This is a genomic window from Streptomyces sp. LS-MS-L19 (assembly GCF_058382285.1).
On sequence record NZ_JBYCLL010000001.1, the window covers coordinates 6927700 to 6948919 of the forward strand.

General features: G+C 70.3%; 23 protein-coding genes. 17 read left to right on the forward strand and 6 right to left on the reverse strand.

Annotation, left to right across the window (positions count from 1 at the left end):
* Positions 1 to 42 precede the first annotated feature (42 nt).
* The 6 genes from AC2XR2_RS31055 (at position 43) to AC2XR2_RS31080 (ending at position 7457) form a co-directional block, all read left to right on the forward strand.
* Positions 43 to 1794 (forward strand): ABC transporter substrate-binding protein, encoded by a 1752-nt coding sequence (locus tag AC2XR2_RS31055; RefSeq protein ID WP_330264324.1) that lies wholly within the window; start codon positions 43 to 45, stop codon positions 1792 to 1794.
* 69 nt (positions 1795 to 1863) lie between these two features.
* The gene (locus AC2XR2_RS31060) at positions 1864 to 2871 is read left to right on the forward strand and encodes an ABC transporter permease (RefSeq protein ID WP_020139913.1); all 1008 of its coding nucleotides are present in this window, start codon (positions 1864 to 1866) and stop codon (positions 2869 to 2871) included.
* Positions 2868 to 3959, forward strand: a complete 1092-nt coding sequence (locus tag AC2XR2_RS31065; protein ID WP_491516863.1) for an ABC transporter ATP-binding protein — start codon at positions 2868 to 2870, stop codon at positions 3957 to 3959. The genes AC2XR2_RS31060 and AC2XR2_RS31065 overlap by 4 nt, the downstream gene beginning before the upstream one ends.
* The gene (locus tag AC2XR2_RS31070) at positions 3956 to 5287 is read left to right on the forward strand and encodes an ABC transporter ATP-binding protein (RefSeq protein WP_491516864.1); all 1332 of its coding nucleotides are present in this window, start codon (positions 3956 to 3958) and stop codon (positions 5285 to 5287) included. Before AC2XR2_RS31065 ends, AC2XR2_RS31070 begins: the two co-directional genes overlap by 4 nt.
* 98 nt (positions 5288 to 5385) lie before the next feature.
* Positions 5386 to 6777, forward strand: a complete 1392-nt coding sequence (locus AC2XR2_RS31075) for a M1 family metallopeptidase (RefSeq protein ID WP_449353193.1) — start codon at positions 5386 to 5388, stop codon at positions 6775 to 6777.
* A 23-nt stretch (positions 6778 to 6800) separates the two neighbouring features.
* Entirely contained in the window at positions 6801 to 7457 is a 657-nt protein-coding gene (locus AC2XR2_RS31080) for a trimeric intracellular cation channel family protein (RefSeq protein ID WP_123763231.1), read from the forward strand.
* On the opposite strand, the gene AC2XR2_RS31085 is transcribed toward AC2XR2_RS31080, so the two are convergent.
* On the reverse strand, positions 7366 to 8586 hold the full coding sequence (locus AC2XR2_RS31085; RefSeq protein WP_491516865.1) for an alpha/beta hydrolase: 1221 nt from the start codon (positions 8584 to 8586) through the stop codon (positions 7366 to 7368). The two genes, AC2XR2_RS31080 and AC2XR2_RS31085, sit on opposite strands and share 92 nt — an antisense overlap.
* A gap of 145 nt (positions 8587 to 8731) precedes the next feature.
* Here AC2XR2_RS31085 and AC2XR2_RS31090 point away from each other — a divergent pair, with 145 nt between their 5' ends.
* The 3 genes from AC2XR2_RS31090 to AC2XR2_RS31100 all read left to right on the forward strand — a co-directional run bounded on the left by AC2XR2_RS31090 (position 8732) and on the right by AC2XR2_RS31100 (position 11129).
* Positions 8732 to 9586, forward strand: a complete 855-nt coding sequence (locus AC2XR2_RS31090) for a thioesterase family protein (protein WP_491516866.1) — start codon at positions 8732 to 8734, stop codon at positions 9584 to 9586.
* A 28-nt stretch (positions 9587 to 9614) separates the two neighbouring features.
* The gene (locus tag AC2XR2_RS31095; protein WP_491516867.1) at positions 9615 to 10619 is read left to right on the forward strand and encodes a helix-turn-helix transcriptional regulator; all 1005 of its coding nucleotides are present in this window, start codon (positions 9615 to 9617) and stop codon (positions 10617 to 10619) included.
* Positions 10620 to 10733: 114 nt separating this feature from the next.
* Complete coding sequence (locus AC2XR2_RS31100; RefSeq protein WP_491516868.1) at positions 10734 to 11129, forward strand: hypothetical protein; 396 nt, start codon at positions 10734 to 10736, stop codon at positions 11127 to 11129.
* A gap of 90 nt (positions 11130 to 11219) precedes the next feature.
* On the opposite strand, the gene AC2XR2_RS31105 is transcribed toward AC2XR2_RS31100, so the two are convergent.
* Positions 11220 to 11846, reverse strand: coding sequence for a TetR family transcriptional regulator (locus AC2XR2_RS31105; protein ID WP_330264316.1), 627 nt, complete (start codon positions 11844 to 11846; stop codon positions 11220 to 11222).
* Positions 11847 to 11971: 125 nt separating this feature from the next.
* On the opposite strand from AC2XR2_RS31105, the gene AC2XR2_RS31110 reads away from it, so the two are divergent.
* The 4 genes from AC2XR2_RS31110 to AC2XR2_RS31125 all read left to right on the forward strand — a co-directional run bounded on the left by AC2XR2_RS31110 (position 11972) and on the right by AC2XR2_RS31125 (position 14078).
* A complete protein-coding gene (locus tag AC2XR2_RS31110) occupies positions 11972 to 12136 on the forward strand; it encodes a hypothetical protein (protein ID WP_174269245.1) in 165 nt (54 codons plus the stop codon).
* Positions 12137 to 12171: 35 nt separating this feature from the next.
* On the forward strand, positions 12172 to 12438 hold the full coding sequence (locus AC2XR2_RS31115) for a DUF4190 domain-containing protein (protein ID WP_381305071.1): 267 nt from the start codon (positions 12172 to 12174) through the stop codon (positions 12436 to 12438).
* Positions 12439 to 12504: 66 nt separating this feature from the next.
* On the forward strand, positions 12505 to 13674 hold the full coding sequence (locus tag AC2XR2_RS31120) for a cysteine desulfurase family protein (RefSeq protein WP_381305073.1): 1170 nt from the start codon (positions 12505 to 12507) through the stop codon (positions 13672 to 13674).
* 26 nt (positions 13675 to 13700) lie between these two features.
* Positions 13701 to 14078, forward strand: coding sequence for a DUF1304 family protein (locus AC2XR2_RS31125; protein ID WP_491516869.1), 378 nt, complete (start codon positions 13701 to 13703; stop codon positions 14076 to 14078).
* 20 nt (positions 14079 to 14098) lie between these two features.
* Here the strand turns inward: AC2XR2_RS31125 and AC2XR2_RS31130 are convergent, their stop codons facing one another.
* Both AC2XR2_RS31130 and AC2XR2_RS31135 read right to left on the reverse strand, forming a co-directional pair.
* On the reverse strand, positions 14099 to 15649 hold the full coding sequence (locus AC2XR2_RS31130; protein ID WP_491516870.1) for a multicopper oxidase family protein: 1551 nt from the start codon (positions 15647 to 15649) through the stop codon (positions 14099 to 14101).
* 174 nt (positions 15650 to 15823) lie between these two features.
* Positions 15824 to 16495 (reverse strand): N-acetylmuramoyl-L-alanine amidase, encoded by a 672-nt coding sequence (locus AC2XR2_RS31135; protein ID WP_491516871.1) that lies wholly within the window; start codon positions 16493 to 16495, stop codon positions 15824 to 15826.
* Between the two features lie 60 nt (positions 16496 to 16555).
* Here AC2XR2_RS31135 and mnmA point away from each other — a divergent pair, with 60 nt between their 5' ends.
* Entirely contained in the window at positions 16556 to 17680 is a 1125-nt protein-coding gene (gene mnmA, locus AC2XR2_RS31140; RefSeq protein ID WP_330264310.1) for a tRNA 2-thiouridine(34) synthase MnmA, read from the forward strand.
* 29 nt (positions 17681 to 17709) lie between these two features.
* On the opposite strand, the gene AC2XR2_RS31145 is transcribed toward mnmA, so the two are convergent.
* Both AC2XR2_RS31145 and AC2XR2_RS31150 read right to left on the reverse strand, forming a co-directional pair.
* Positions 17710 to 18492: an alpha/beta fold hydrolase gene (locus tag AC2XR2_RS31145; RefSeq protein ID WP_381305087.1), complete on the reverse strand. Its 783-nt coding sequence runs from the start codon at positions 18490 to 18492 to the stop codon at positions 17710 to 17712.
* Between the two features lie 37 nt (positions 18493 to 18529).
* Positions 18530 to 18853 carry a DUF427 domain-containing protein gene (locus tag AC2XR2_RS31150; protein ID WP_123763241.1) on the reverse strand — a complete coding sequence of 108 codons (324 nt, stop codon included), beginning with the start codon at positions 18851 to 18853 and terminating at the stop codon, positions 18530 to 18532.
* Positions 18854 to 18903: 50 nt separating this feature from the next.
* Between AC2XR2_RS31150 and AC2XR2_RS31155 the strand changes: the two genes are divergently transcribed.
* From AC2XR2_RS31155 to AC2XR2_RS31165, 3 genes are read left to right on the forward strand one after another with little or no spacing between them, the layout of a single operon-like run.
* Positions 18904 to 19443 carry an LOG family protein gene (locus tag AC2XR2_RS31155; protein ID WP_491516872.1) on the forward strand — a complete coding sequence of 180 codons (540 nt, stop codon included), beginning with the start codon at positions 18904 to 18906 and terminating at the stop codon, positions 19441 to 19443.
* Positions 19444 to 19466: 23 nt separating this feature from the next.
* Entirely contained in the window at positions 19467 to 20156 is a 690-nt protein-coding gene (locus AC2XR2_RS31160; RefSeq protein ID WP_491516873.1) for an SDR family oxidoreductase, read from the forward strand.
* Between the two features lie 51 nt (positions 20157 to 20207).
* Positions 20208 to 21209 (forward strand): methionine synthase, encoded by a 1002-nt coding sequence (locus tag AC2XR2_RS31165; protein WP_381305091.1) that lies wholly within the window; start codon positions 20208 to 20210, stop codon positions 21207 to 21209.
* Positions 21210 to 21220: the final 11 nt, after the last annotated feature.

The following is a 21220-nucleotide window of genomic DNA, read 5'->3' on the forward strand; positions in this document are numbered from 1 at the left end:
AGTCCACAAGATTTCCGACAATTGAAGGGGAAGCAGACCATCATGCGAAGGTCAGCGCTGGCCGCAGTGGCGGCCATCGGCAGTGCGAGCCTGTTGCTCTCGGCTTGCAGCAAGGCCGATGACAACGACGGTGGAGACGGAAGCAAGTCGGCAGGGGCCAACGCAGCGACCAAGGGTGTCGTCAACGCCTCCACCCAGAAGGGTGGGACGGTCACGTACGAGTACTCCGACGTCCCGGACTCCTTCGACCCCGGCAACACGTACTACGCCTACATGTACAACCTCAGCCGGCTGTACGCCCGCCCGCTGATGACCTTCCAGCCCGGTCCGGGCGAGGAGGGCAACAAGCTGGTCCCGGACCTCGCCGAGAGCGCCGGCCAGCCGAGCGACGGCGGCAAGACCTGGACGTACAAGATCCGTTCGGGTCTGAAGTACCAGGACGGCACCCCGATCACCTCGAAGGACGTCAAGTACGCCGTCGAGCGCTCGAACTTCGCGCGTGACGTGCTCTCCCTCGGCCCGAACTACTTCCAGCAGTTCCTCGAGGGCGGCGACAAGTACAAGGGCCCCTACAAGGACAAGAGCGCCGAGGGCCTGAAGTCCATCGAGACGCCGGACGACACCACGATCGTCTTCAAGCTCAACCGCCCCTTCCAGGAGTTCGACTACCTGGTCGCCACGCCGCAGACGGCTCCGGTCCCGCAGGCCAAGGACACCGGCGTCGACTACGTCAAGAGCATCGTCTCCTCGGGCTCGTACAAGTTCCAGAGCTACAAGGAGGGCCAGCAGGCCGTCCTCGTGCGCAACGAGAACTGGGACGCGAAGACCGACCCGCTGCGCAAGCAGTACCCGGACAAGATCGTCGTCAAGCTGAAGGTCAACGCCGAGACGATCGACCAGGACGTCCAGGCCGGTGACGCGATCGACCTCGGTGGTACCGGCGTCCAGGCCGCGACCCAGGCGAAGGTCGTCAACGACTCCAACCTGAAGGCCAACACGGACAACACCTACGGTGGCCGTCTGGTCTACATGGCGATCAACACCCAGGTCGCGCCGTTCGACAAGGTCGAGTGCCGCAAGGCCGTCGAGTACGCCATCGACAAGGTCTCCGTGCAGACCGCCGAGGGCGGCCCGATCCGCGGTGACATCGCCACCACCGTCCTGCCGCCGGACATCCCCGGCTACCAGAAGGCCGACGTCTACGCGACCACCGGCAACAAGGGTGACGTCGCCAAGGCCAAGGAGCAGCTGAAGGCCTGCGGCAAGTCGACGATCAGCACCAACATCTCGGCGCGCAGCGACCGTCCGCAGGAGATCGACGCGGCCACCGCGATCATCGCCTCGCTGAAGAAGGTCGGCATCAACGCCAGCATGAAGCAGTACCCGTCGGGCAAGTACTTCACCGACTACGCGGGTGTGCCGAGCTTCGACAAGAAGCAGAACATCGGTCTGCACATGATGCAGTGGGGTGCCGACTGGCCCTCCGGCTACGGCTTCCTCCAGCAGATCCTGCACGGTGACGCGATCGGCGCGTCCGGCAACACCAACCTCTCGTATCTGAACGACAAGCAGATCAACGAGATGCTGGAGAAGGCCATCGCCACCGAGGACGACACCGCGCGCAACGCCCTGTACGGGCAGATCGACAAGCGTGCGATGGACCTGGCGGCGCTGGTCCCGCTGACCTACTTCAAGGTCCTGCTGTACCGTCCGGCCGGCTTCACCAACCTGGTGTCCTCGGCGGCCTTCAGCGGTCAGTACGACTACCTCAACATCGGCACGACCAAGAAGTAGCCCCGGAAGGCAGGTGAAGGCATTGGTGCCCGTGGGCTTCGCGGCCCACGGGCACCAGCGCCGGTCCCCGTGATCTCGTACATCCTCCGTCGGACGTTCGCGGCAGTGATCCTGCTGTTGGTCGTCACCGCGGTCACCTTCGCGATCTTCTTCCTGCTGCCACGGATGGCCGGTCAGACCGCCGACCAGCTCGCGCAGCAGTACCTCGGGAAGAGCCCGTCGAAGGCGGACATCCTCGCGGTCAAGCAGAACCTGGGTCTGGACGACCCCCTGTACCTCCAGTACTGGCACTTCATCAAGGGTGTCGTGTCCGGGGCCACCTACAACCTGGGTCCCACCACCGCGCACTGCGACGCGCCGTGCTTCGGTTACTCCTTCAAGACCCACGAGGCGGTCTGGCCGCAGCTCACCTCGCGCATCCCGGTGACCGCGTCGCTGGCCCTCGGTGCCGCCGTGCTGTGGCTGGTCTCCGGTGTCGTGATCGGTGTGATCTCCGCGCTCAAGCCCGGCAGCTTCTTCGACCGCAGCTTCATGGGCGTCGCGCTCGCCGGTGTCTCGCTGCCCATGTTCTTCACGGGCAACCTGGCGCTGCTGCTCTTCACCTACCAGTGGCCGATCTTCGGCCGCACCTATGTGCCGTTCACGGAGAACCCGGCCCAGTGGGCCAACACGCTCTTCCCGGCCTGGTGCTCGCTCGCTCTGCTGTACTCCGCCATCTACGCCCGGCTGACCCGTTCGGGCATGCTGGAGACGATGAACGAGGACTTCATCCGCACGGCCCGCGCCAAGGGCCTGCGCGAGCGCAACGTGGTCGGTCGGCACGGCCTGAGGGCAGCGCTGACGCCGATCATCACCGTGTTCGGCATGGACCTGGGTCTGCTGCTCGGCGGTGCGGTGATCACCGAGACCGTCTTCTCGCTGCCCGGCATCGGTCAGTACGCGGTCCAGGGCATCACCGACAACGACCTGCCCCCGATCCTCGGCGTGACGCTGCTGGCCGCCATCTTCGTCGTAGTCGCAAATCTCCTGGTGGACCTGCTGTACGCCGCCGCCGACCCGCGGGTGAGGCTCTCGTGACCGAACTCTCCAAGACCGGTGCCGCCCTGGGCGAGCCCGGGCCCGGCAACGCTCCCGACGCCTTCCTCGCGGTCCGCGACCTCAAGGTGCACTTCCCGACCGACGACGGCCTGGTCAAGTCCGTCGACGGGCTCAGCTTCCAGGTGGAGAAGGGCAAGACCCTCTGCATCGTCGGCGAGTCCGGCTCCGGCAAGTCCGTCACCTCGCTGGCCATCATGGGCCTGCACCGGCTCGGGGCGCGCGGCAAGAACGTGCAGATGTCCGGCGAGATCTGGCTGGGCGGCAAGGAGCTGGTCTCCGCCGACCCGGACGAGGTGCGCCGGCTGCGCGGCCGCGAGATGGCGATGATCTTCCAGGACCCGCTGTCCGCGATGCACCCGTACTACACGATCGGCAACCAGATCGTGGAGGCGTACCGGGTCCACCACGACGTCAACAAGAAGACCGCGCGCAAGCGGGCCGTCGAGATGCTCGACCGGGTCGGCATCCCCGAGCCCGGCAAGCGGGTCGACAGCTACCCGCACGAGTTCTCCGGCGGTATGCGTCAGCGCGCGATGATCGCGATGGCGCTGGTCAACAACCCCGAGCTGCTCATCGCGGACGAGCCGACCACCGCCCTCGACGTCACCGTCCAGGCGCAGATCCTCGACCTGATCCGGGACCTGCAGAAGGAGTTCGGCTCCGCGGTCGTCCTCATCACCCACGACCTGGGTGTGGTCGCCGAGATCGCCGACGACGTCCTCGTGATGTACGGCGGCCGGTGCGTGGAGCGCGGCAGTGTCGACGACGTCTTCGAGCGCCCGCAGCACCCGTACACCTGGGGCCTGCTGGGCTCGATGCCGCGCATCGACCGGGAGACGTCCGAGCGGTTGATCCCCGTCAAGGGCCAGCCGCCGAGCCTCATCAACGTCCCCTCGGGCTGCGCCTTCCACCCCCGCTGCCCGTACGCGGACATCCCCAAGGGCGATGTCACCCGTACCGTGCGCCCGGAGCTCCAGCAGGTCGGCGGCGGGCACTTCTCCGCGTGCCACCTCTCGCAGGAGGACCGCACGCGGATCTGGACCGAAGAGATTGCGCCGAAGCTGTGAGTGAGACGAAGAAAGCCGCCGACTCCGAGGTCCTGCTCAAGGTCGAGGGCCTCCAGAAGCACTTCCCGATCCGCAAGGGCGTGCTCCAGCGGCAGGTCGGCGCGGTCAAGGCGGTCGACGGCATCGACTTCGAGGTCCGCAAGGGCGAGACGCTCGGCGTGGTCGGCGAGTCGGGCTGCGGCAAGTCGACCATGGGCCGGGTCATCACCCGCCTCCAGGAACCGACCGGCGGCACGATCCACTTCGAGGGCCAGGACATCACGCGGCTGAACACGGCCGGGATGCGTCCGCTGCGGCGGGACATCCAGATGATCTTCCAGGACCCGTACGGCTCCCTGAACCCCCGGCACACCATCGGCGGAATCGTCTCTGCGCCCTTCCGGCTCCAGGGCGTGGAGCCCGAGGGCGGGGTGAAGAAGGAGGTCCAGCGCCTCCTGGAGCTGGTGGGCCTGAGCCCCGAGCACTACAACCGCTACCCGCACGAGTTCTCCGGCGGTCAGCGCCAGCGCATCGGCATCGCGAGGGCGCTCGCCCTGAAGCCGAAGCTGGTGGTGGCCGACGAGCCGGTGTCCGCGCTGGACGTCTCCATCCAGGCGCAGGTCGTGAATCTCATGGACGACCTCCAGGAGGAGCTCGGCCTCACGTACGTGATCATCGCGCACGACCTGTCCGTCGTACGGCACGTCTCGGACCGTATCGCGGTGATGTACCTCGGCAAGATCGTCGAACTCGCCGACCGCACCGCCCTGTACGAGGCGCCGATGCACCCGTACACCAAGGCGCTGATGTCGGCGGTCCCGGTGCCGGACCCGAAGCGCCGGGGTGCCAAGTCCGAGCGCATCCTGCTGCGCGGCGACGTCCCGTCCCCGATCTCCCCGCCCTCCGGCTGCCGTTTCCACACGCGGTGCTGGAAGGCCACGGAGATCTGCAAGACGACGGAACCGGCGCTGATCGAGCTGCGTCCCGGCCAGCGCGTGGCCTGCCACCACCCGGAGAACTTCGCGGACCAGGCGCCGCAGGACACGGTCCTGCTGTCGGTCGCGAAGGAGGCGGCATCGCTGGTCGCCGACGAGGTCCTGGAGGAGTCGGCGGAGACGTCGGCGGCGGTGGCGGCGGAGGTGGCTTCGCCGGAGACGGCCGAGCCGGCCGACACGGAGGCGTCCGAGGAGGTTCCGGAGAAGCCCGAGGTCACGACGGTGAAGACGGGTCCCGGAGCGAAGACGTCCCCCGTCGCTCCCGTCGTCGACCCGCAGTCGGACGACGAGCCGCAGTCGTCCGACGACACCACCGAACCGGAAGCCCCCGGTCAGGAGTCAACCGAGAAGTAACGCATGACGAGTTGGCAAAGTCATGCACATGCCCGAACGGGAGAGTGAAGAGTCGTCCGTGTCCGACTTATCGGTACACGCTCGAAAGGGACGACACCATGAGACTCTCCCGTTCGGCACGCTTAGGAGCCGTCGCGACCGCGGCGGCTTCCTTCTTTGTCATCGCGGCCGCCCCGGGCCCGAGACCCGGCGCCCCCGGCATCGGAGACCCCTACTTCCCGAACCTCGGCAACGGCGGCTACGACGCCCGCCACTACACCCTCGACGTGGCGTACGACCCGGACACCGACCGCCTGGACGGCCGTACGACCCTGTCCGCCCGCGCCACCCAGAACCTCTCCTCCTTCGACCTGGACCTCCAGCAACTCCAGGTCACCGAGGTCCAAGTCAACGGCAGGCGGGCGCAGTTCACGCGCGACGGCGACGAGATCCGCATCACCCCGCGCCAATCCCTGCGCAAGGGCAAGGACTTCACCGTCGCCGTCACCTACGGCGGTGTCCCGGAACCCCTCAGCGGTCCCATCGTCTTCGGCTCCGACTACGGCTGGATGAAGACCCCCGACGGCGTCTTCGTCGCCTGTGAACCCAACGCCGCCTCCACCTGGTTCCCGTCCAGCGACCACCCCTCGGACAAGGCCACCTACGACATCCGCATCAGGACCCCCAAGGGCCTGACCGCGGTCTCCAACGGCCGGCTCGTGTCGACGTACGACAAGGGCGGCTCGACGTACACCCACTGGCGCGAGAAGAAGCCCATGGCGACCTACCTCGCGACCGCCACCATCGGGAAGTTCGACGTGCGGACCGGGACGACACCCGGCGGCATCCCCATCTACACCGCCATCGACCCGGTGCTGGAGAACAGCAACAACGTCGACGTGTACGGCGTCACCGCCGAGGCCACCGACTACTGGTCGCAGGTCTTCGGGCCGTACCCCTTCGAGGAGACCGGCGCGATCGTCGACGACATGCCGCAGGCCGGGTTCTCGCTGGAGGTGCAGACCAAGCCGGTCTACTCGGCCGTCCGCAACGAGACGACGATCGTGCACGAGCTGGCCCACCAGTGGTTCGGCGACAGCGTCTCCGTCGCGCACTGGAAGGACATCTGGCTCAACGAGGGCTTCGCCACGTACAGCCAGTGGCTGTGGGCCGAGCACAAGGGCACCCGCAGCGCCCACGACTCCTTCATCGCGGGCTACGACGCCCGGCCCGCCGACAGCGCCTTCTGGCAGACCGTCGTCGGCGACCCGCAGCGCGACACCATGTTCGCCTCCGCGGTCTACCAGCGCGGCGCGATGACCCTCCAGGTGCTGCGCGAACGCATCGGCGACCAGGCCTTCTTCAAGCTCCTGCCGGCCTGGACCAAGCTGCACCGCTACGGCAACGCCGACACCGCCGACTTCGTCCGGCTCGCCGAGAAGGTCAGCGGACAGCAGCTCGACGACCTGTTCCGCACCTGGCTCTTCACGAAGGGCAAACCGGCCCTCTAGGAGCCCCTGCGCAAGAATGCGGTGTGCTCCAGCAACTGTTCAGCCCCTCCGTCCAGCACACGCTCGACCTCGTCGGCATCTTCGTGTTCGCCATCTCCGGCGCGCTGCTGGCCGTCCGCAAGAACTTCGACGTGTTCGGCATCGCCGTGCTCGCCGAGGTCACCGCGCTGGGCGGAGGGCTGTTCCGGGACCTGATCATCGGCGCGGTGCCGCCCGCCGCCTTCACGGACCTCGGGTACTTCCTCACCCCGCTGCTCGCCGCCCTCCTGGTCTTCTTCCTGCACCCGCACGTGGAGCGCATCCAGGTCGGCGTGAACGTCTTCGACGCGGCGGGCCTCGGCCTGTTCTGCGTCGCCGGGACGACCAAGGCGTACGAGTACGGGCTCGGCCTCACCCAGTCGGCGACCCTCGGTCTCGCCACCGCCGTCGGCGGCGGTGTCCTGAGGGACGTGCTCGCCAACGAGGTGCCCTCGCTGCTGCGCTGGGACCGCGACCTGTACGCGGTCCCGGCGATCGTCGGCGCCACCATGGTCGTCCTGTGCATCCGCTACGACGCCCTCACCCCGTTCACCAGCGGGCTCGCGGCGCTCACGGCCTTCGTACTGCGCCTGCTCGCGATGCGGTTCCACTGGCGAGCTCCGCGGGCCTGGAACCGGCGCTCGACCGTGCGTGAGGAGTAGCGCCCGCGCGGCCGTGCAGCAGGCCCATCTCCTCGGTCAGCCAGACGAAGGACGGCACCACCTGCGGCCGCCACAGCGCCATGTTGTGGCCGCCCGCGCTCTTCGGGATGTAGACGACGTGCACGGTCGTCGGCGCCTTCGCGACCTGTTCGAGGCCCACGGCCGCCTCGTAGCCGTCACCGGGCTGACCGGACTCGTAGAGCGCGATCGCGGGCGGGACGCGGTCGTCGCGCAGCAGCATGTAGGGGTTGTTGGCGCGGCGCAGGGCCGGGGTCTCGGAGGCCAGCGAGTTGCGTTCGCCGATCGGGTCGTTGTAGCCGGACATGCTGACCGCGGCCCGGTAGCGGTCGGGGTGGGCGACGGCGAGCTTGGTCGCGCAGTGCCCGCCCGCCGAGTACCCGGCCACCGCCCAGCCGGCCGGCCCGGGCTGGGCGCGGAAGTTGTCGGTGACCATCTTCGGCACGTCCACGCTGAGCCAGGTGTCGGCGTTGACCGTGCCGGTGATGTTGGCGCAGCCGGTGTCCACCCCGGCCAGCAGGTTCATCCGCGGGGCGATCAGGATGAACGGTGCCACCCGGCCGCTCCGCATGAGCGGTGCCAGCTGGTTCACCGCGTGCAGCGAGCCGAACCAGGCCTTCGCGGAGCCCGGGTAGCCCGACAGCAGTTCCACCACGGGGAACTTGTGGTGCCGGTAGGCGGGCTCGTGGTACTGCGGCGGCAGCCAGGCGTAGACCTCGGCGTTCACCCCGGAGACGCGGCCCTTGAGCTGGGTCACCCGCACGCCCTTCATGCCGGGGCCGCCCGCGTTCGTGAAGCGCTGCTTCACCCTGGGCAGCCGTTTCAGCGCGATGCCGCCGGTGCCGTCGGTGCCCAGGTTGGCGGCCTGCTGGACATGGTCGCCGGTGCCGAGCAGGTCGGCCCAGTTGTCGTACAGGTTGTTCTGGTTGTTGACCAGCACGAAGACGAGGGCGACCGCCGTGCCCTGGGCGAACAGCACCATCAGCAGCCGGGCGGTGGCGCGCAGGGCCCGCGGCCCTCCGATCCGCGACCACAGAACGAGCGGAAGCGCGACGGCGACGACGGACAGCACGATCAGCGTGTAGAGGAACGCGGTCCCGGTGAGGCTCATGTCCCTGTAGAGGGGGCGGGCAGGCCCCGGGTTTACGGACGAGTACGGACACTTACCGAGAAATTGCCGGGGTCTCACCTGAAACGGTCTTCCGTGATCCCGAGGAAAGCTACCGCTTAGTAGTTGGTTGTTGTACCGTTCAGGCATGCCAGAAGCAGCCTCCGTCACCCGGGCCACGATCGGCGACAGCGAGTTCGACCGGGACACCGCGGTCACCCGCCGCGCCCCCGGCGTCTACGACATCGACCTCTCCGCGGGCTGGACGATCATCAGCGCCGTCAACGGCGGCTACCTCCTGGCGGTCCTGGGCCGCGCCCTCGCGGACGCCCTGCCGCACGCCGACCCGTTCACCATCTCCGCGCACTACCTGACCGCGTCCCAGCCCGGACCCGCGGTCATCCGCACGGACGTCGTCCGCACCGGCCGCACCCTCTCCACCGGCCAGGCCTCGCTCTTCCAGTACGACGACGAGGGCACCGAGGTCGAGCGGATCCGCGTCCTCGCCTCCTACGGCGACCTCGACACCCTCCCCGACGACGTCCGTACGACGGCGAAGCCGCCCGCGTTCCCGCCGATGGACCAGTGCTTCGGCCCGGAGGACGGCCCGGCCCCGGTCGACGGCAGCTCGGCCATCACCGAGCGGCTGATGCTCAAGCTGGACCCCTCGACCCTGGGCTGGGCCCTCGGCGCACCCTCCGGCAGGGGCGAGATGCGGTCCTGGTTCGGCCTCGCCGACGGCCGGGACATGGACCCCCTCTCGCTGCTCCTCGCCGTGGACGCGCTGCCGCCGACCGCCTTCGAGATCGGCCTCAAGGGCTGGGTGCCGACGGTCGAACTGACCGTGCACGTGCGGTGCCGCCCGGCCCCGGGCCCCCTGCGCGTCTCCATCACCACCCGCAACCTCGCCGGCGGCTTCCTGGAGGAGGACGCCGAGGTCTGGGACAGCGCGGACCGGCTGGTGGCGCAGTCGCGGCAGCTGGCCCGGGTGCGGCTGGGCTGAGCCCGGCCCCGGGAGGGATCCTGGTGGGGTGAAGTCCGACCGCCTCCTGTCGATCCTGCTCCTGCTCCAGACCCGCGGCCGGATGACCGCCCCCGAACTCGCCGAGCGGCTGGAGGTCTCCGTCCGCACCGTCTACCGGGACGTCGAAGCCCTCTCCGCATCGGGTGTCCCGGTCTACGCCGAGCGTGGGCGGCACGGCGGCATCGAACTCCTCGCGGGCTTCCGCACCGACGTCACCGGCCTGACCGCCGACGAGTCCCGCGCGCTGTTCGTCCTGACCGCCCAGGGCGTCCACGCGGCCCTCGGCCTGGACTCCGCCCTGGGCTCGGCCCTGCGCAAGGTGATGGCCGCGCTGCCCGCCCCGCACCGCCCGGCCGCCGAAGTGACCTCCCGCCGGGTCCTGGTCGACGCCACCCGCTGGAAGGGCGGCCCGCAACCCGCCGCAGACCTGGACGTGTTGCAGGACGCCGTGTTCACCGACCGCCGGCTGCGGCTGCGCTACCGGCACAGCGGCGAGCGCACCACCCGGACGTACACCGTCGATCCGTACGGCCTGGTCGCCAAGGCGGGCGTCTGGTACCTGGTCGCCGACCGGCGCGGGCTGCCGAGGCTGTTCCGCGTGGACCGGGTGCGCTCCGCGACCGTGCTGGACGACCCCGTGCGGCGGCGGCCGGGTGCCGAACTCGCCGATGTCTGGGAGGAGTTGCGCCGCCAGGTCGAGGAGCGCCCCACCGGGGTCGAGGTCACCGTGCGGGTCCGCCGGGACCGACTCGACCTGTTCCGGCGGCTGATGACGCCGTATCTGGCCGAACCCCCCGAGCGCGACGGCACAGGCGGGTGGGTGACGGCCCGGCTGGTGTTCGGCGCGGTCGTCGAGGCCCGCCAACTCCTGATGTTCTCCGACCGGGTGGAGGTCCTCGCACCGCCCGAGGTACGCGCGGAACTGGCCGGGGCGGCCGCCTCTGTCACGGCCCTGTACCAGCGGGCAGGGGAGCGGCCGGGGGAGAACCCCAGCTCGGAGGGGGTGCTTTAGACGCGCTTTGCCCGGCGCACAGGCGGAGGACAGCGCGAACTCAAGGGGCCCCTAAACGGCGTTGGTTGAGTTCCGGGCCTCAGGACTTCCTCATCCTCCCTGGAGCTGTCTCTCATGAAGCGTCTGCGTCTCCTCCCCGCCGCGGCCCTGTTGGCGCTCTCGCCCCTCGCCCTGGTGGCCTGCGGCTCGGGCGACTCGTCGTCGACCTCGAACAGCGGCACCTCGGGTCAGCAGAACTGCCAGGCCCGCAACGCCTCCGGGATGCCGAGCGGCGCCCCCTCGGGCGCTCCCACCGGCAACGCCACCGTCCGGCCCTCGGGCGCGCCCAGTGGGAACCCCTCCGGCATGCCGAGCGGCGCGCCCGGTGGCGGGCGGGGCGGACAGGGCGGGCAGGGCGGCCCCGGTGGCGGTATGGGCGGCGGCTGCGGCGGTCCCGGCGGGGGCACCGGCGGCGCGGCCCCGAGCGGCGCGCCCAGCGGTGCCGCGAGCGCGGCGGCCACGAAGAGCTGACCTGGCGCGAAATCGCCGTACGAGAGGGGCGGCACTCCCGGTGAACGGGGGTGCCGCCCCTGTGCGCTGCCGACGCGTGCTGCGGCTGGGTCAGTCCAGCCAGTGATGGCGGCCGACGCTGATCAACCGCATCTGTCGCTTCGCCACCTGGGCGACCCGGGCGCGCTCCTCGTCCGACGCCTCCTGTGCCTCCAGGAACAGGGAGGCCGTGATCAGCATCTGGTCGACATAGAGGTTGGCGAGCATGAGCAGGTCGTCGTCGCTCCAGCCGTCGGACACGGGGTCCTTGGCCAGCTCCTCCTTCACCTCCTGCCCGAAGCGGGCCAGTTGGTCCCGGATGGCCTCCCGCACCGGCTGGACTCCGCCATGTCGTTCGCGGGCGATGAAACGGACGTGAGCGGGGTACCCGTGGACATGGCCGGCGATCAACTCGATGGCGCGCTCGATGCGTTGGTCGTGGTCGTCGACCGTGGACACCGTCGTCCGAATCATGGGGTGCAGGCTGCCCAGCGCCTCCTCGACCAGGGCCACGCCGAGATCCGCGATGGAGCGGAAGTGGCGGTAGAAGGCGGTCGGGGCGACGCCGACGGCCCGGGTGACCTCACGCAGACCCAGGCTGCTCAGGCTCTGCTCCTCCAGCAGTCCGAGCGCCGCGTCCAGGAGCGACTGCCGGGTCTTCTGTTTCTGTGCCTGCCGGATGCCGAGGGTGTGACTCATGTCATCCAGTTAACAACTGTTCTCCGTAATTGGAAAGCCGTACAGCGCGCTAGACTCTAGAGTCAGTGAACAACTGTAACTACAACTGTTCACCCAAACGTAACGACCGGAGGGGGATCCGTCCCATGCTGTTCCTCGTCGCCGCACTCATGCTCCTCGGCGTCGTCCTGGGCACCGTCGCCCACGCGCCGTTCACCTTCACCGCCGTCGCCGCCGCCGTGATCGCCGTCTGGCTGGGCGTCTTCGCGCTCCGCGAGCGTCACGCCCGCCGCCGCACCCCGTCCCACTGACCGCCGCCCCACCGTCCCCAGGAGCACTGATTCCCATGCAGCTCACCGCGCAGGCCAGCCCCCGCACCGGGGCCCGTGACGCCGACGGCATGGCCGTCGCGTCCTTCGTCCTCGGACTCCTCGGCCTTCTCGTCCTCAACGTCTTCCTCGGCCCGATCGCCATCGTCCTGGCCTCCGTGGCCCTGTGGCGCGGCACCGCCCGCCGCGGCCGCGCCTACCTGGGGCTCGGTCTCGGCGTGGCCGACCTGCTGGTCCTGGTGGCCTTCATGCAGTTCGACAGCACGGTATCCTGGAACCTGTGAGGCCGCCGGGACCGGCCGGTCCTGGCCTGAGGCCGCTCGGGTACGCCCCGTAGAATCGGCGTCACCATGGCATACCTCGACCACGCCGCGACCACCCCGATGCTTCCCGAGGCGGTCGAGGCACTCAGCGCCCACCTCGGCGCCACCGGCAACGCCTCTTCCCTCCACGCATCCGGCCGCAAGGCCCGCCGCACGGTCGAGGAATCCCGCGAGATGCTTGCGGAGGCGCTCGGCGCCCGCCCCAGCGAGATCGTCTTCACCTCCGGCGGCACGGAGGCCGACAACCTCGCCGTGAAGGGCCTGTACTGGTCCCGGCGTGACGCGGACCCCGCAAGGACGCGGGTCCTCGCCAGCCCCGTCGAACACCACGCCGTCCTCGACGCCGTCCACTGGCTGGGCGAGCACGAGGGCGCCACCGTCGAGTACCTCCCCGTCGACAAGCACGGCCGGGTCCACCCCGACGCCCTGCGCGCGGCCATCGCCCAGAACCCCGACGACGTCGCCCTGGCCACGGTCATGTGGGCCAACAACGAGATCGGCACCGTCCTGCCGGTCCGCGAACTCGCCGACGTCGCCGCTGAGTTCGGCGTCCCGCTGCACGCCGACGCGGTGCAGGCCTTCGGCCAGGTGCCCGTCGACTTCGCCGCCTCCGGCCTCGCCGCGATGACCGTCTCCGGCCACAAGATCGGCGGGCCGTACGGCATCGGCGCGCTCGTCCTCGGCCGTGAGTGGACCCCCGTCCCCGTCCTGCACGGCGGCGGCCAGGAGCGCCACGTCCGCTCCGGCACCCTCGACGTCCCCGCCATCGCCTCCTTCGCGGTGGCCGGCCGCCTCGCCGCCGAACAGCGCGAGTGGTTCGCCTCGGAGATCGGCGCCCTGCGCGACAGCCTGGTCGAGGCGGTCCGTACGGCGGTCCCGGACGCGATCCTCGGCGGCGACCCGGCACCGGGCGGCCGGCTCCCGGCCAACGCCCACTTCACCTTCCCCGGCTGCGAGGGCGACTCCCTGCTCCTCCTCCTGGACGCCCAGGGCATCGAGTGCTCCACCGGCTCCGCCTGCACCGCCGGCGTGGCCCAGCCCAGCCACGTCCTGCTGGCCACCGGCACCGACCCCGACCTCGCCCGCGGCACCCTGCGCTTCTCCCTCGGCCACACCTCCACCGAGGCGGACGTCGAGGCGCTCGCGAAGGCCATCGGCCCCGTCGTGGAGCGCGCTCGCGCGGCGGGGCTGACGTAACGGTCCCCGAGCAGGACACTCCTGGCGTGAACCTCGTATCCCAGGTCTTCACCCTGCTCGCGGCCGTGACCCATCTCGCCGTCGGCGTGCTCGAACGCTTCTTCTACGGCCGTGCGGCGGTCCGCGTCCTCCTCACCACGTCCCCCGCCGACGCCCCCGAGGTCACCCTGTGGCGCTCCGGCGTCGCCGTCTACAACCTGCTCCTCGGGCTCGGCCTGGTCGCCGGGGTGGTCGCGCTGCACGTCGGCGAACCCACCGCGGGCCGCACCCTGATCCTCTACCTCTGCGCCTGTCTCATCGCCTCCTCGCTCACCTTCGCCGCCTCCTTCCCGCGGCTGTGGCGAGGTGCCCTCGGGCAGGGGCTGCCGCCGGCCCTGGCGCTGCCGGCGGCAGCCGTGCTCTGAACTCGGCTCTCCGCGACCGTTCAGCTCTCCGTGACCATGAGGGACGCCATCATTCCCTGGTCCTCGTGCTGGAGCAGATGGCAGTGGAGCATGTACATGTACGTGTCGTCGGCGAAGTCGGTGAACTCCATGGCGATGACGAGGGTGCCGCCGCCGACCACCTCGTAGGTGTCGCGCCAGCCCAGATCGACCCCGGTGGGGGCCTCCCCGTTGATCGAGATCAACTGGTAGGGCACGTCGTGCAGATGGAAGGAGTGCTCCAGCTGGCTCGCGTTGGTGATCGTCCAGATCTCCTTCGCGCCCAGCGTGGTGCTGATCATGGCCATGCTGGACATGGTGAGCCCCGCCGAGCCGTTGATCTTCATGGTTGCGCCCGTGTTGCTGAGCGTGATGGTTCGGGCGGTGAAGCCGGAGGTGTCGTACCGCTCGATGGTGTTGAGGGTGCTCGGCAGGTCGTCCGGGGTGTCGGTGCCGCCCGCGCGGACGGTGAGGAACTCGTAGGTGCCGGAGCCGCCGCGGATCCAGCCGGTCGTGACGACGGCCTCCAGGGTGACGTCCGCGGTGACGTCCATGACGAACTCGGCTCGGGCGCCGGCCACCAGCCGGATACTGGTGACCTCGGTCGCCTCCGTCAGATAACCCTGTTCGGTGGCGATCTGGGTCAGCGTGCCACCGTCGCTGCGCTGGAGCGTGATGATGTCCGAGGGCGAGGCGTTGAGCGCCCGGAAGCGGTTGCGGGTCCTGGTGGCGGAGAAGCCGAGTGTGGTGTCGTCGACGTTCTCGCCGTTCACCAGCAGCGGGAAGCTGAGGCCGGAGCTGAGATAGCCCTTCTGGTCGTACTTGATGTCTCCGGCGCTGTCCACGGCCAGGCACTGGAAGATGAGCGGGATGTCATCGACGCCGTACTCGCCGGGCAGGGCGGCGGACGTGGTGGAGTCGTCCTCCACGATGATCATTCCGGCCAGGCCGTGGGTGGCCTGCTTGGCCGTGGTTCCCAGGGCGTGCGGGTGGTACCAGAGGGTCTTGGCCTCGTCCATGACCGTGAAGGTGGGGGACCAGACCGTCCCGGTCGAGAAGGCGTTCTGCGGACCGCCGTCCATCCTGGGCGGGACATGGGCGCCGTGGAAGTGGACGGAGGTGTCCTCGGTGAGGCTGTTGGTGATGTTCAGCAGCACGGTGTCGCCCTTGGTCCACTTCAGGGTGGGGCCGAGGAACGACTGGTTGTAGCCCGCGGTGCTGCTGGTGACCCCGCTGAGCACCTCGGCGGTGCCGGTCCGCGCCGCCAGGGTGTAGGTGGTCGTACCGTCGGCCGTGGTGCCCTCCAGCAACTCCGGGACGGTGAGGATGCGGTCCGTCGCGGCCGCCGCCTTGCTGCGGGTGCCGTCGGTCAGCAGGGAGAAGGTCGCCCCGGCCGCGCTCACCGCGGTGAGGCCCGCGCCGGCCATACCGCCGAGGAACTTCCGCCGGTGCAAACCCTTCTTGTGACCTCTGATCTCCATGTGGTGCTCGCCCTTGGCTTTCTGGCCGTCCCGCGCGTACGCGCCTCGGTCCGGCTCTGCGGTGTGTGTCATGGCCAGGGAGCTTCGGGCCGCGGCCTAGGGGAACACTGAGGTGAACCTGGGCGCGGGCCCGGGAAGCTGTGAAGCCGGCGTCCGGTCAACTCCCTTGAAGAAAAGCCAAGTTGACTGTCCGCAGGTCATGATCGGGGTGCGGGACATGTCGGGCACGCGATCACCGCCGGAAGTTCACACCTGGGCGGGGGCGCTCCTCGCCCCGCGGACCAGCTTCATGTACCGGTCCCAGTCCCAGTGCTTGCCCGGATCGGTGTGGTCCGTCCCCGGCACTTCCACGTGGCCGATGATGTGCTCGCGGTCGACGGGTATGTCGTAGCGCGCGCATATCCCGGCCGTGAGCCGCGCCGAGGCCGCGTACATCTCGGCCGTGAAGTCCTCCGGCCGGTCCACGAAGCCCTCGTGCTCGATGCCCACACTGCGTTCGTTGTAGGAGCGGTTGCCCGCGTGGTACGCCACGTCCAGCTCGCGGATCATCTGGGTGATGCGGCCGTCCTTGCCGACGATGTAGTGCGCTGCCGCACCGTGCCCCGGGTCCTGGAACACCTTCACCGCGCTGGCGAAACTGCCCTGGGTGACATGGATGACCACCATGTCTACGCCGTAGTCGTCGGGCCGGTCCGCGCGCCGCCAGTTCGCGTCGGAGGCCGCCACCCACTGCGCGCCGCGGAAGTCGACGGCGCCCTCGACCCGCGGCTTCTCCACGCCCGGCGCCCGCCACCACAGCCGCGCCAGCTCGTCACGGGCCAGCACCGCGGAGCCCACCGCGGCCGCCGTCCCGCCGACGATCAGCGCCCGGCGCCCGATGCGCCGGTCGGTGTCCCTGGAACCCTCTGTCGCCCCCATGTGATCGTCAACGGATACCCGGCGGCCCCGGTTCCCGCGCCCCCGTACTCTTGAAGGGTTATGACTGACACCACGCAGCGCCCCCTTCGCGTTCTCGCCGCCATGTCCGGAGGAGTGGACTCCGCCGTCGCCGCCGCCCGTGCCGCCGAAGCCGGCCATGACGTGACCGGCGTCCACCTCGCCCTCTCCGCGAACCCGCAGTCCTTCCGCACGGGCGCGCGGGGCTGTTGCACCATCGAGGACTCCCGCGACGCCCGCCGCGCCGCCGACGTCATCGGCATCCCGTTCTACGTGTGGGACCTTGCCGACCGCTTCCGTGAGGACGTCGTCGAGGACTTCGTCGCCGAGTACGAGGCCGGCCGCACCCCCAACCCCTGCCTGCGCTGCAACGAGAAGATCAAGTTCGCCGCGCTCCTCGACAAGGCGCTCGCGCTGGGCTTCGACGCGGTGTGCACGGGCCACTACGCGAAGGTGGTCACCCTCGCGGACGGCTCCCGCGAGCTGCATCGCGCCTCGGACATGGCGAAGGACCAGTCGTACGTCCTCGGCGTCCTGGACGAGCGGCAGCTGGCGCACGCCCTGTTCCCGCTCGGCGACACCGTCACCACCAAGGACGAGATCCGCGCCGAGGCCGAGCGCCGGGGCCTCGCGGTCGCCAAGAAGCCCGACTCGCACGACATCTGCTTCATCGCCGACGGCGACACCCAGGGCTTCCTCGCCTCCCGCCTCGGCAAGGCGGAGGGCGACATCGTCGACGAGTCCGGCGCGAAGATCGGCACCCACGAGGGCGCGTACGGCTTCACCATCGGCCAGCGCAAGGGGCTGCGGATCGGCACCCCGGCCGCCGACGGCAAGCCGCGCTACGTCCTCGACATCTCGCCGGTGAACAACACGGTGACGGTCGGCCCGGCCGCGGCCCTGGACGTCACGGCCCTCACCGCGATCAAGCCCCGCTGGTGCGGCACCGCCCCGGTGGGCCCCGGCACCTACACGGCCCAGCTCCGCGCCCACGGCGGCGAGACCGAGGTCCGCGCCGAACTCGTCGACGGCACCCTGGAGGTGACCTTCACCGAGCCCGTCCGCGGTGTCGCCCCCGGCCAGGCGATTGTTTTGTACGACGACACGCGTGTGGTGGGCTCGGCGACGATCGCGTCGACCACGCGCGCGACGGCCGGAGTGGCCTGACCGCTCACCGGGCACGCGTGGCCGGCCGGTCACTCCGCGAAGAATTCCGCCAGGGCCGGTGCCAGGGCGGTCGGGTCGACCATGTGGGTCTGGCCCTCCAGGACGCGGTACGCGCCGTTCGGGGCCGTTTCCGCGACCGCTCTGGTGCCCTCGCGCATCCACTCGGGGCTCGCGCCGCCGGCGACGGCCAGGACCGGGACCGTGACCGAGGCCAGCCGGTCCCGGGGGACCAGGCCGCCCGCCATGACCGCGTTGTCGTAGGCGAGGGTCGGGGCGACGGACTCCATGCCGGGCCACATCGGGGAGTTGCGGGCGCCCTGGATCATCTGCTCGCCCATGCCGGTGAGCCGCAGGAACAGCTCCACCGCGTCCCCGCGCCGGCCCTCGGCGAGCGCGGCCGTCAACTTCTCGGTGTACTCGGCGTTCTGCTCCGCGCCGCCCTCCAGGAAGTCGGCGAACGGCGTCTCGTACACCGCGACCCGGCGGACCGGCAGCCCGCTCGCCGCGGCCTCCAGCACCAGCGCGCCGCCGGACGAGATGCCGCACAGGCTCGCCTCGCCGCCCGCCTCCTCGATCAGCGCGGCGAGGTCCTCCACCTCGCGGGCCACGGCGTAGGGGGCCGTGTCGCCGCTCGCGCCGCGCCCTCGGCGGTCGTACACGAAGACACTGAACCGCTCGGACAGCGGCACGGCCAGGGGCGCGACCGTGCCGCCCGTGGACATCGCGCCGCTGACGAGGATGACGGCCGGGCCCTGCCCGGTGCGTTCGTACGCGATCGGGGTGCCGTCGCGCGAGAGGGTCTTCTTGTCCATGCTTTCCGAGACTGCCGCACGGCACGGAAATCATCGGTCAGGACACGTCGACTTCGTAGAAGCAGAGGTGGTCCTTGATCTCGGCGACGGCGGGTTTCGGGTCGGGATACGACCACACCAGGTCGGGCGCGTCCGGCAGCGACCAGTAGGACGCGGTGCCCTTGAAGGGGCAGTAGGTGTGCGTGTCGGAGGGGGTCAGCAGCTCCAGCCGTACGTCCTCGGCGGGCAGGTAGTACCGCGCGGGGCAGCCCGTCTCCCTGAGGACCAGCGGGCGGTCGCTCTCCGCGAGGACCTGGTCGCCGTGCACCACGCGCACGTGCTGGTCGACTTGCTCGATGGTGATCGTGTGTCCTTCGGCCATACCGGAAGAGCGCTCGCGGGCCCCCGGTTCTTCCCGCGTACGGTGACCTCATGCGAATCTGCGTCTTCCTCTCCGCCGCCGACCTCGACGACCGTTACACGCGCCCCGCGCGGGAGTTCGCGAAGCTGCTGGGCAAGGGTGGGCACACGCTGGTGTGGGGCGGCTCGGACGTCGGCCTGATGAAGGTGGTCGCGGACGGTGTGCAGGAGGCGGGCGGGCGGCTCGTCGGGGTCTCGGTGACGTTCCTGGCTTCCAAGGTCCGGCCCGGCGTCGACGAGATGGTGATCGCCGCCGATCTGGCCGAACGCAAGAAGCTGCTCCTGGAGAAGGCCGACGCCGTGGTGATCATGGTGGGCGGCACCGGCACCCTCGACGAGGCGACCGAGATCCTGGAGCTGAAGAAGCACGGGCACACCGACAAGCCGGTGGTGCTGCTGAACACGGCGGGCTTCTACGACGGCCTCAAGGAGCAGTTCCGGCGGATGGAGGACGAGGGGTTCCTGCCCCGTCCGCTCGCCGACCTGGTGTTCTTCGCGGAGGAGCCGGTGGGCGCGCTGGCGTACCTGGAGGAGTCGCTCGGTACCCCGTGACCGCGTGATGCGAGCATGGCGGCATGGCTACACATGTGATCACCGGAGCGGGCTCCGGCATCGGCGCGGCGGTGGCCCGCCGTCTGCACGCGCGCGGGGACGAACTCGTGCTGCACGCGCGCGACGCGGGCCGTGCGAAGGAGCTGGCGGCCCAGTTCCCGGGCGCGCGGACGCTGGTCGGTGACCTGGCCGACCCGGACAAACTGAGCTGGGCCTTCTCGCACCAGTCGCTGCCCGACCGGGTGGACTCCCTGCTGCACATCGCGGGCGTGGTCGACCTGGGCCCGGTGGGCGACCTGACCCCCAAGACCTGGCGCCACCAGCTGAACGTCAACCTGATCTCCCCGGCCGAGCTGACCCGCCACTTCCTGCCCCAACTCCGGGCCGCCCGCGGCCAGGTGCTGTTCGTGAACTCCGGCGCGGGCCTGACCGCCCACGCCGACTGGTCCGCCTACGCGGCCTCCAAGCACGGCCTGAAGGCACTGGCGGACTCCCTGCGCCACGAGGAGCACGGCAACGGCGTCCGCGTCACCTCGGTCTACCCCGGCCGCACGGCGAGCCCCATGCAGGCCAAGGTCCACCAGCAGGAGGGCAAGGAGTACGACGCCTCGCAGTGGATCGACCCGGAGTCGGTCGCCACGACGATCCTGACGGCGCTGGACCTCCCGAGGGACGCGGAGATCAACGACCTGACGGTGCGTCCGGGGCGCTGACGGCCAGGTGGGGGCGAGAAGGGCCGGCGCTCGCCTACGTAGGCTTCGTACGTGACCGCAGACTTCAGTTTCGCCCCCGCCACCGGCGTCGGCTCCCTCCCCGGCGGCGACGCCCGGGAAGCCGCCAAGACCGCCACCGGCTCCTTCGAGGACTTCCCCTTCCTGCCCGAGTTGCCCGCCCGCGGCCCCGGCGCCGACATGATCGGCCGGACCGCCGGGATGCTCGTCGAGCTGTACGCGCGCGTGGAGCCCAGCGGCTGGCGGATCGGCGACCGGCCGGGCCGGGACACCAAGCGGGCCCGGTCCTGGCTGGGGGAGGACCTGGACGCCCTGGAGGAGTTCACCCAGGGCTACGAGGGGCAGCTGAAGGTCCAGGCCGTCGGCCCCTGGACGCTCGCCGCCGCACTGGAACTCAGGAACGGCGAGGTCGCCCTCTCCGACCCCGGCGCCTGCCGGGACCTCGCCGCCTCCCTCGCCGAGGGGCTGCGGCTGCACCTGGAGGAGGTCCGCAGAAGGGTCCCCGGCGCGCAGGTCGTCCTCCAGCTCGACGAGCCCTCGCTCATCGCCGTCCTGCGCGGCCAGGTGAAGTCCGCCAGCGGCTACCGCACCCACCGGGCCGTCGACCGGCAGGTCGTGGAGGCCACGCTCCGGGACGTCGTCGGGGTTCACGCCGGCGGCCCCGTCGTGGTCCACTCGTGCGCACCGGACGTCCCCTTCGCCCTGCTGCGGCGGGCGGGCGCGGCGGCGATCTCCTTCGACTTCACGCTCCTCACCGAGCGTGACGACGACGCGATCGGTGAGGCGGTGGAAGGGGGTACCCGGCTCTTCGCGGGTGTCGTGCCGGGCACGGACACGGCATTGTCAGACCCTGCCGGTAGCGTCATGGGTGTCAGGACGTTGTGGCGCAGGCTGGGGCTGCATCCGGGACTGCTCGCGGAGGCGGTCACGGTCACTCCGTCGTGCGGACTCGCGGGGGCCTCCCCGGAGTACGCGCGCAGGGCCCTCGCCCACTGCGTCCAGGCGGCGAGATCCCTCGCGGACAACCCAGAGTAACGGGAGGACAA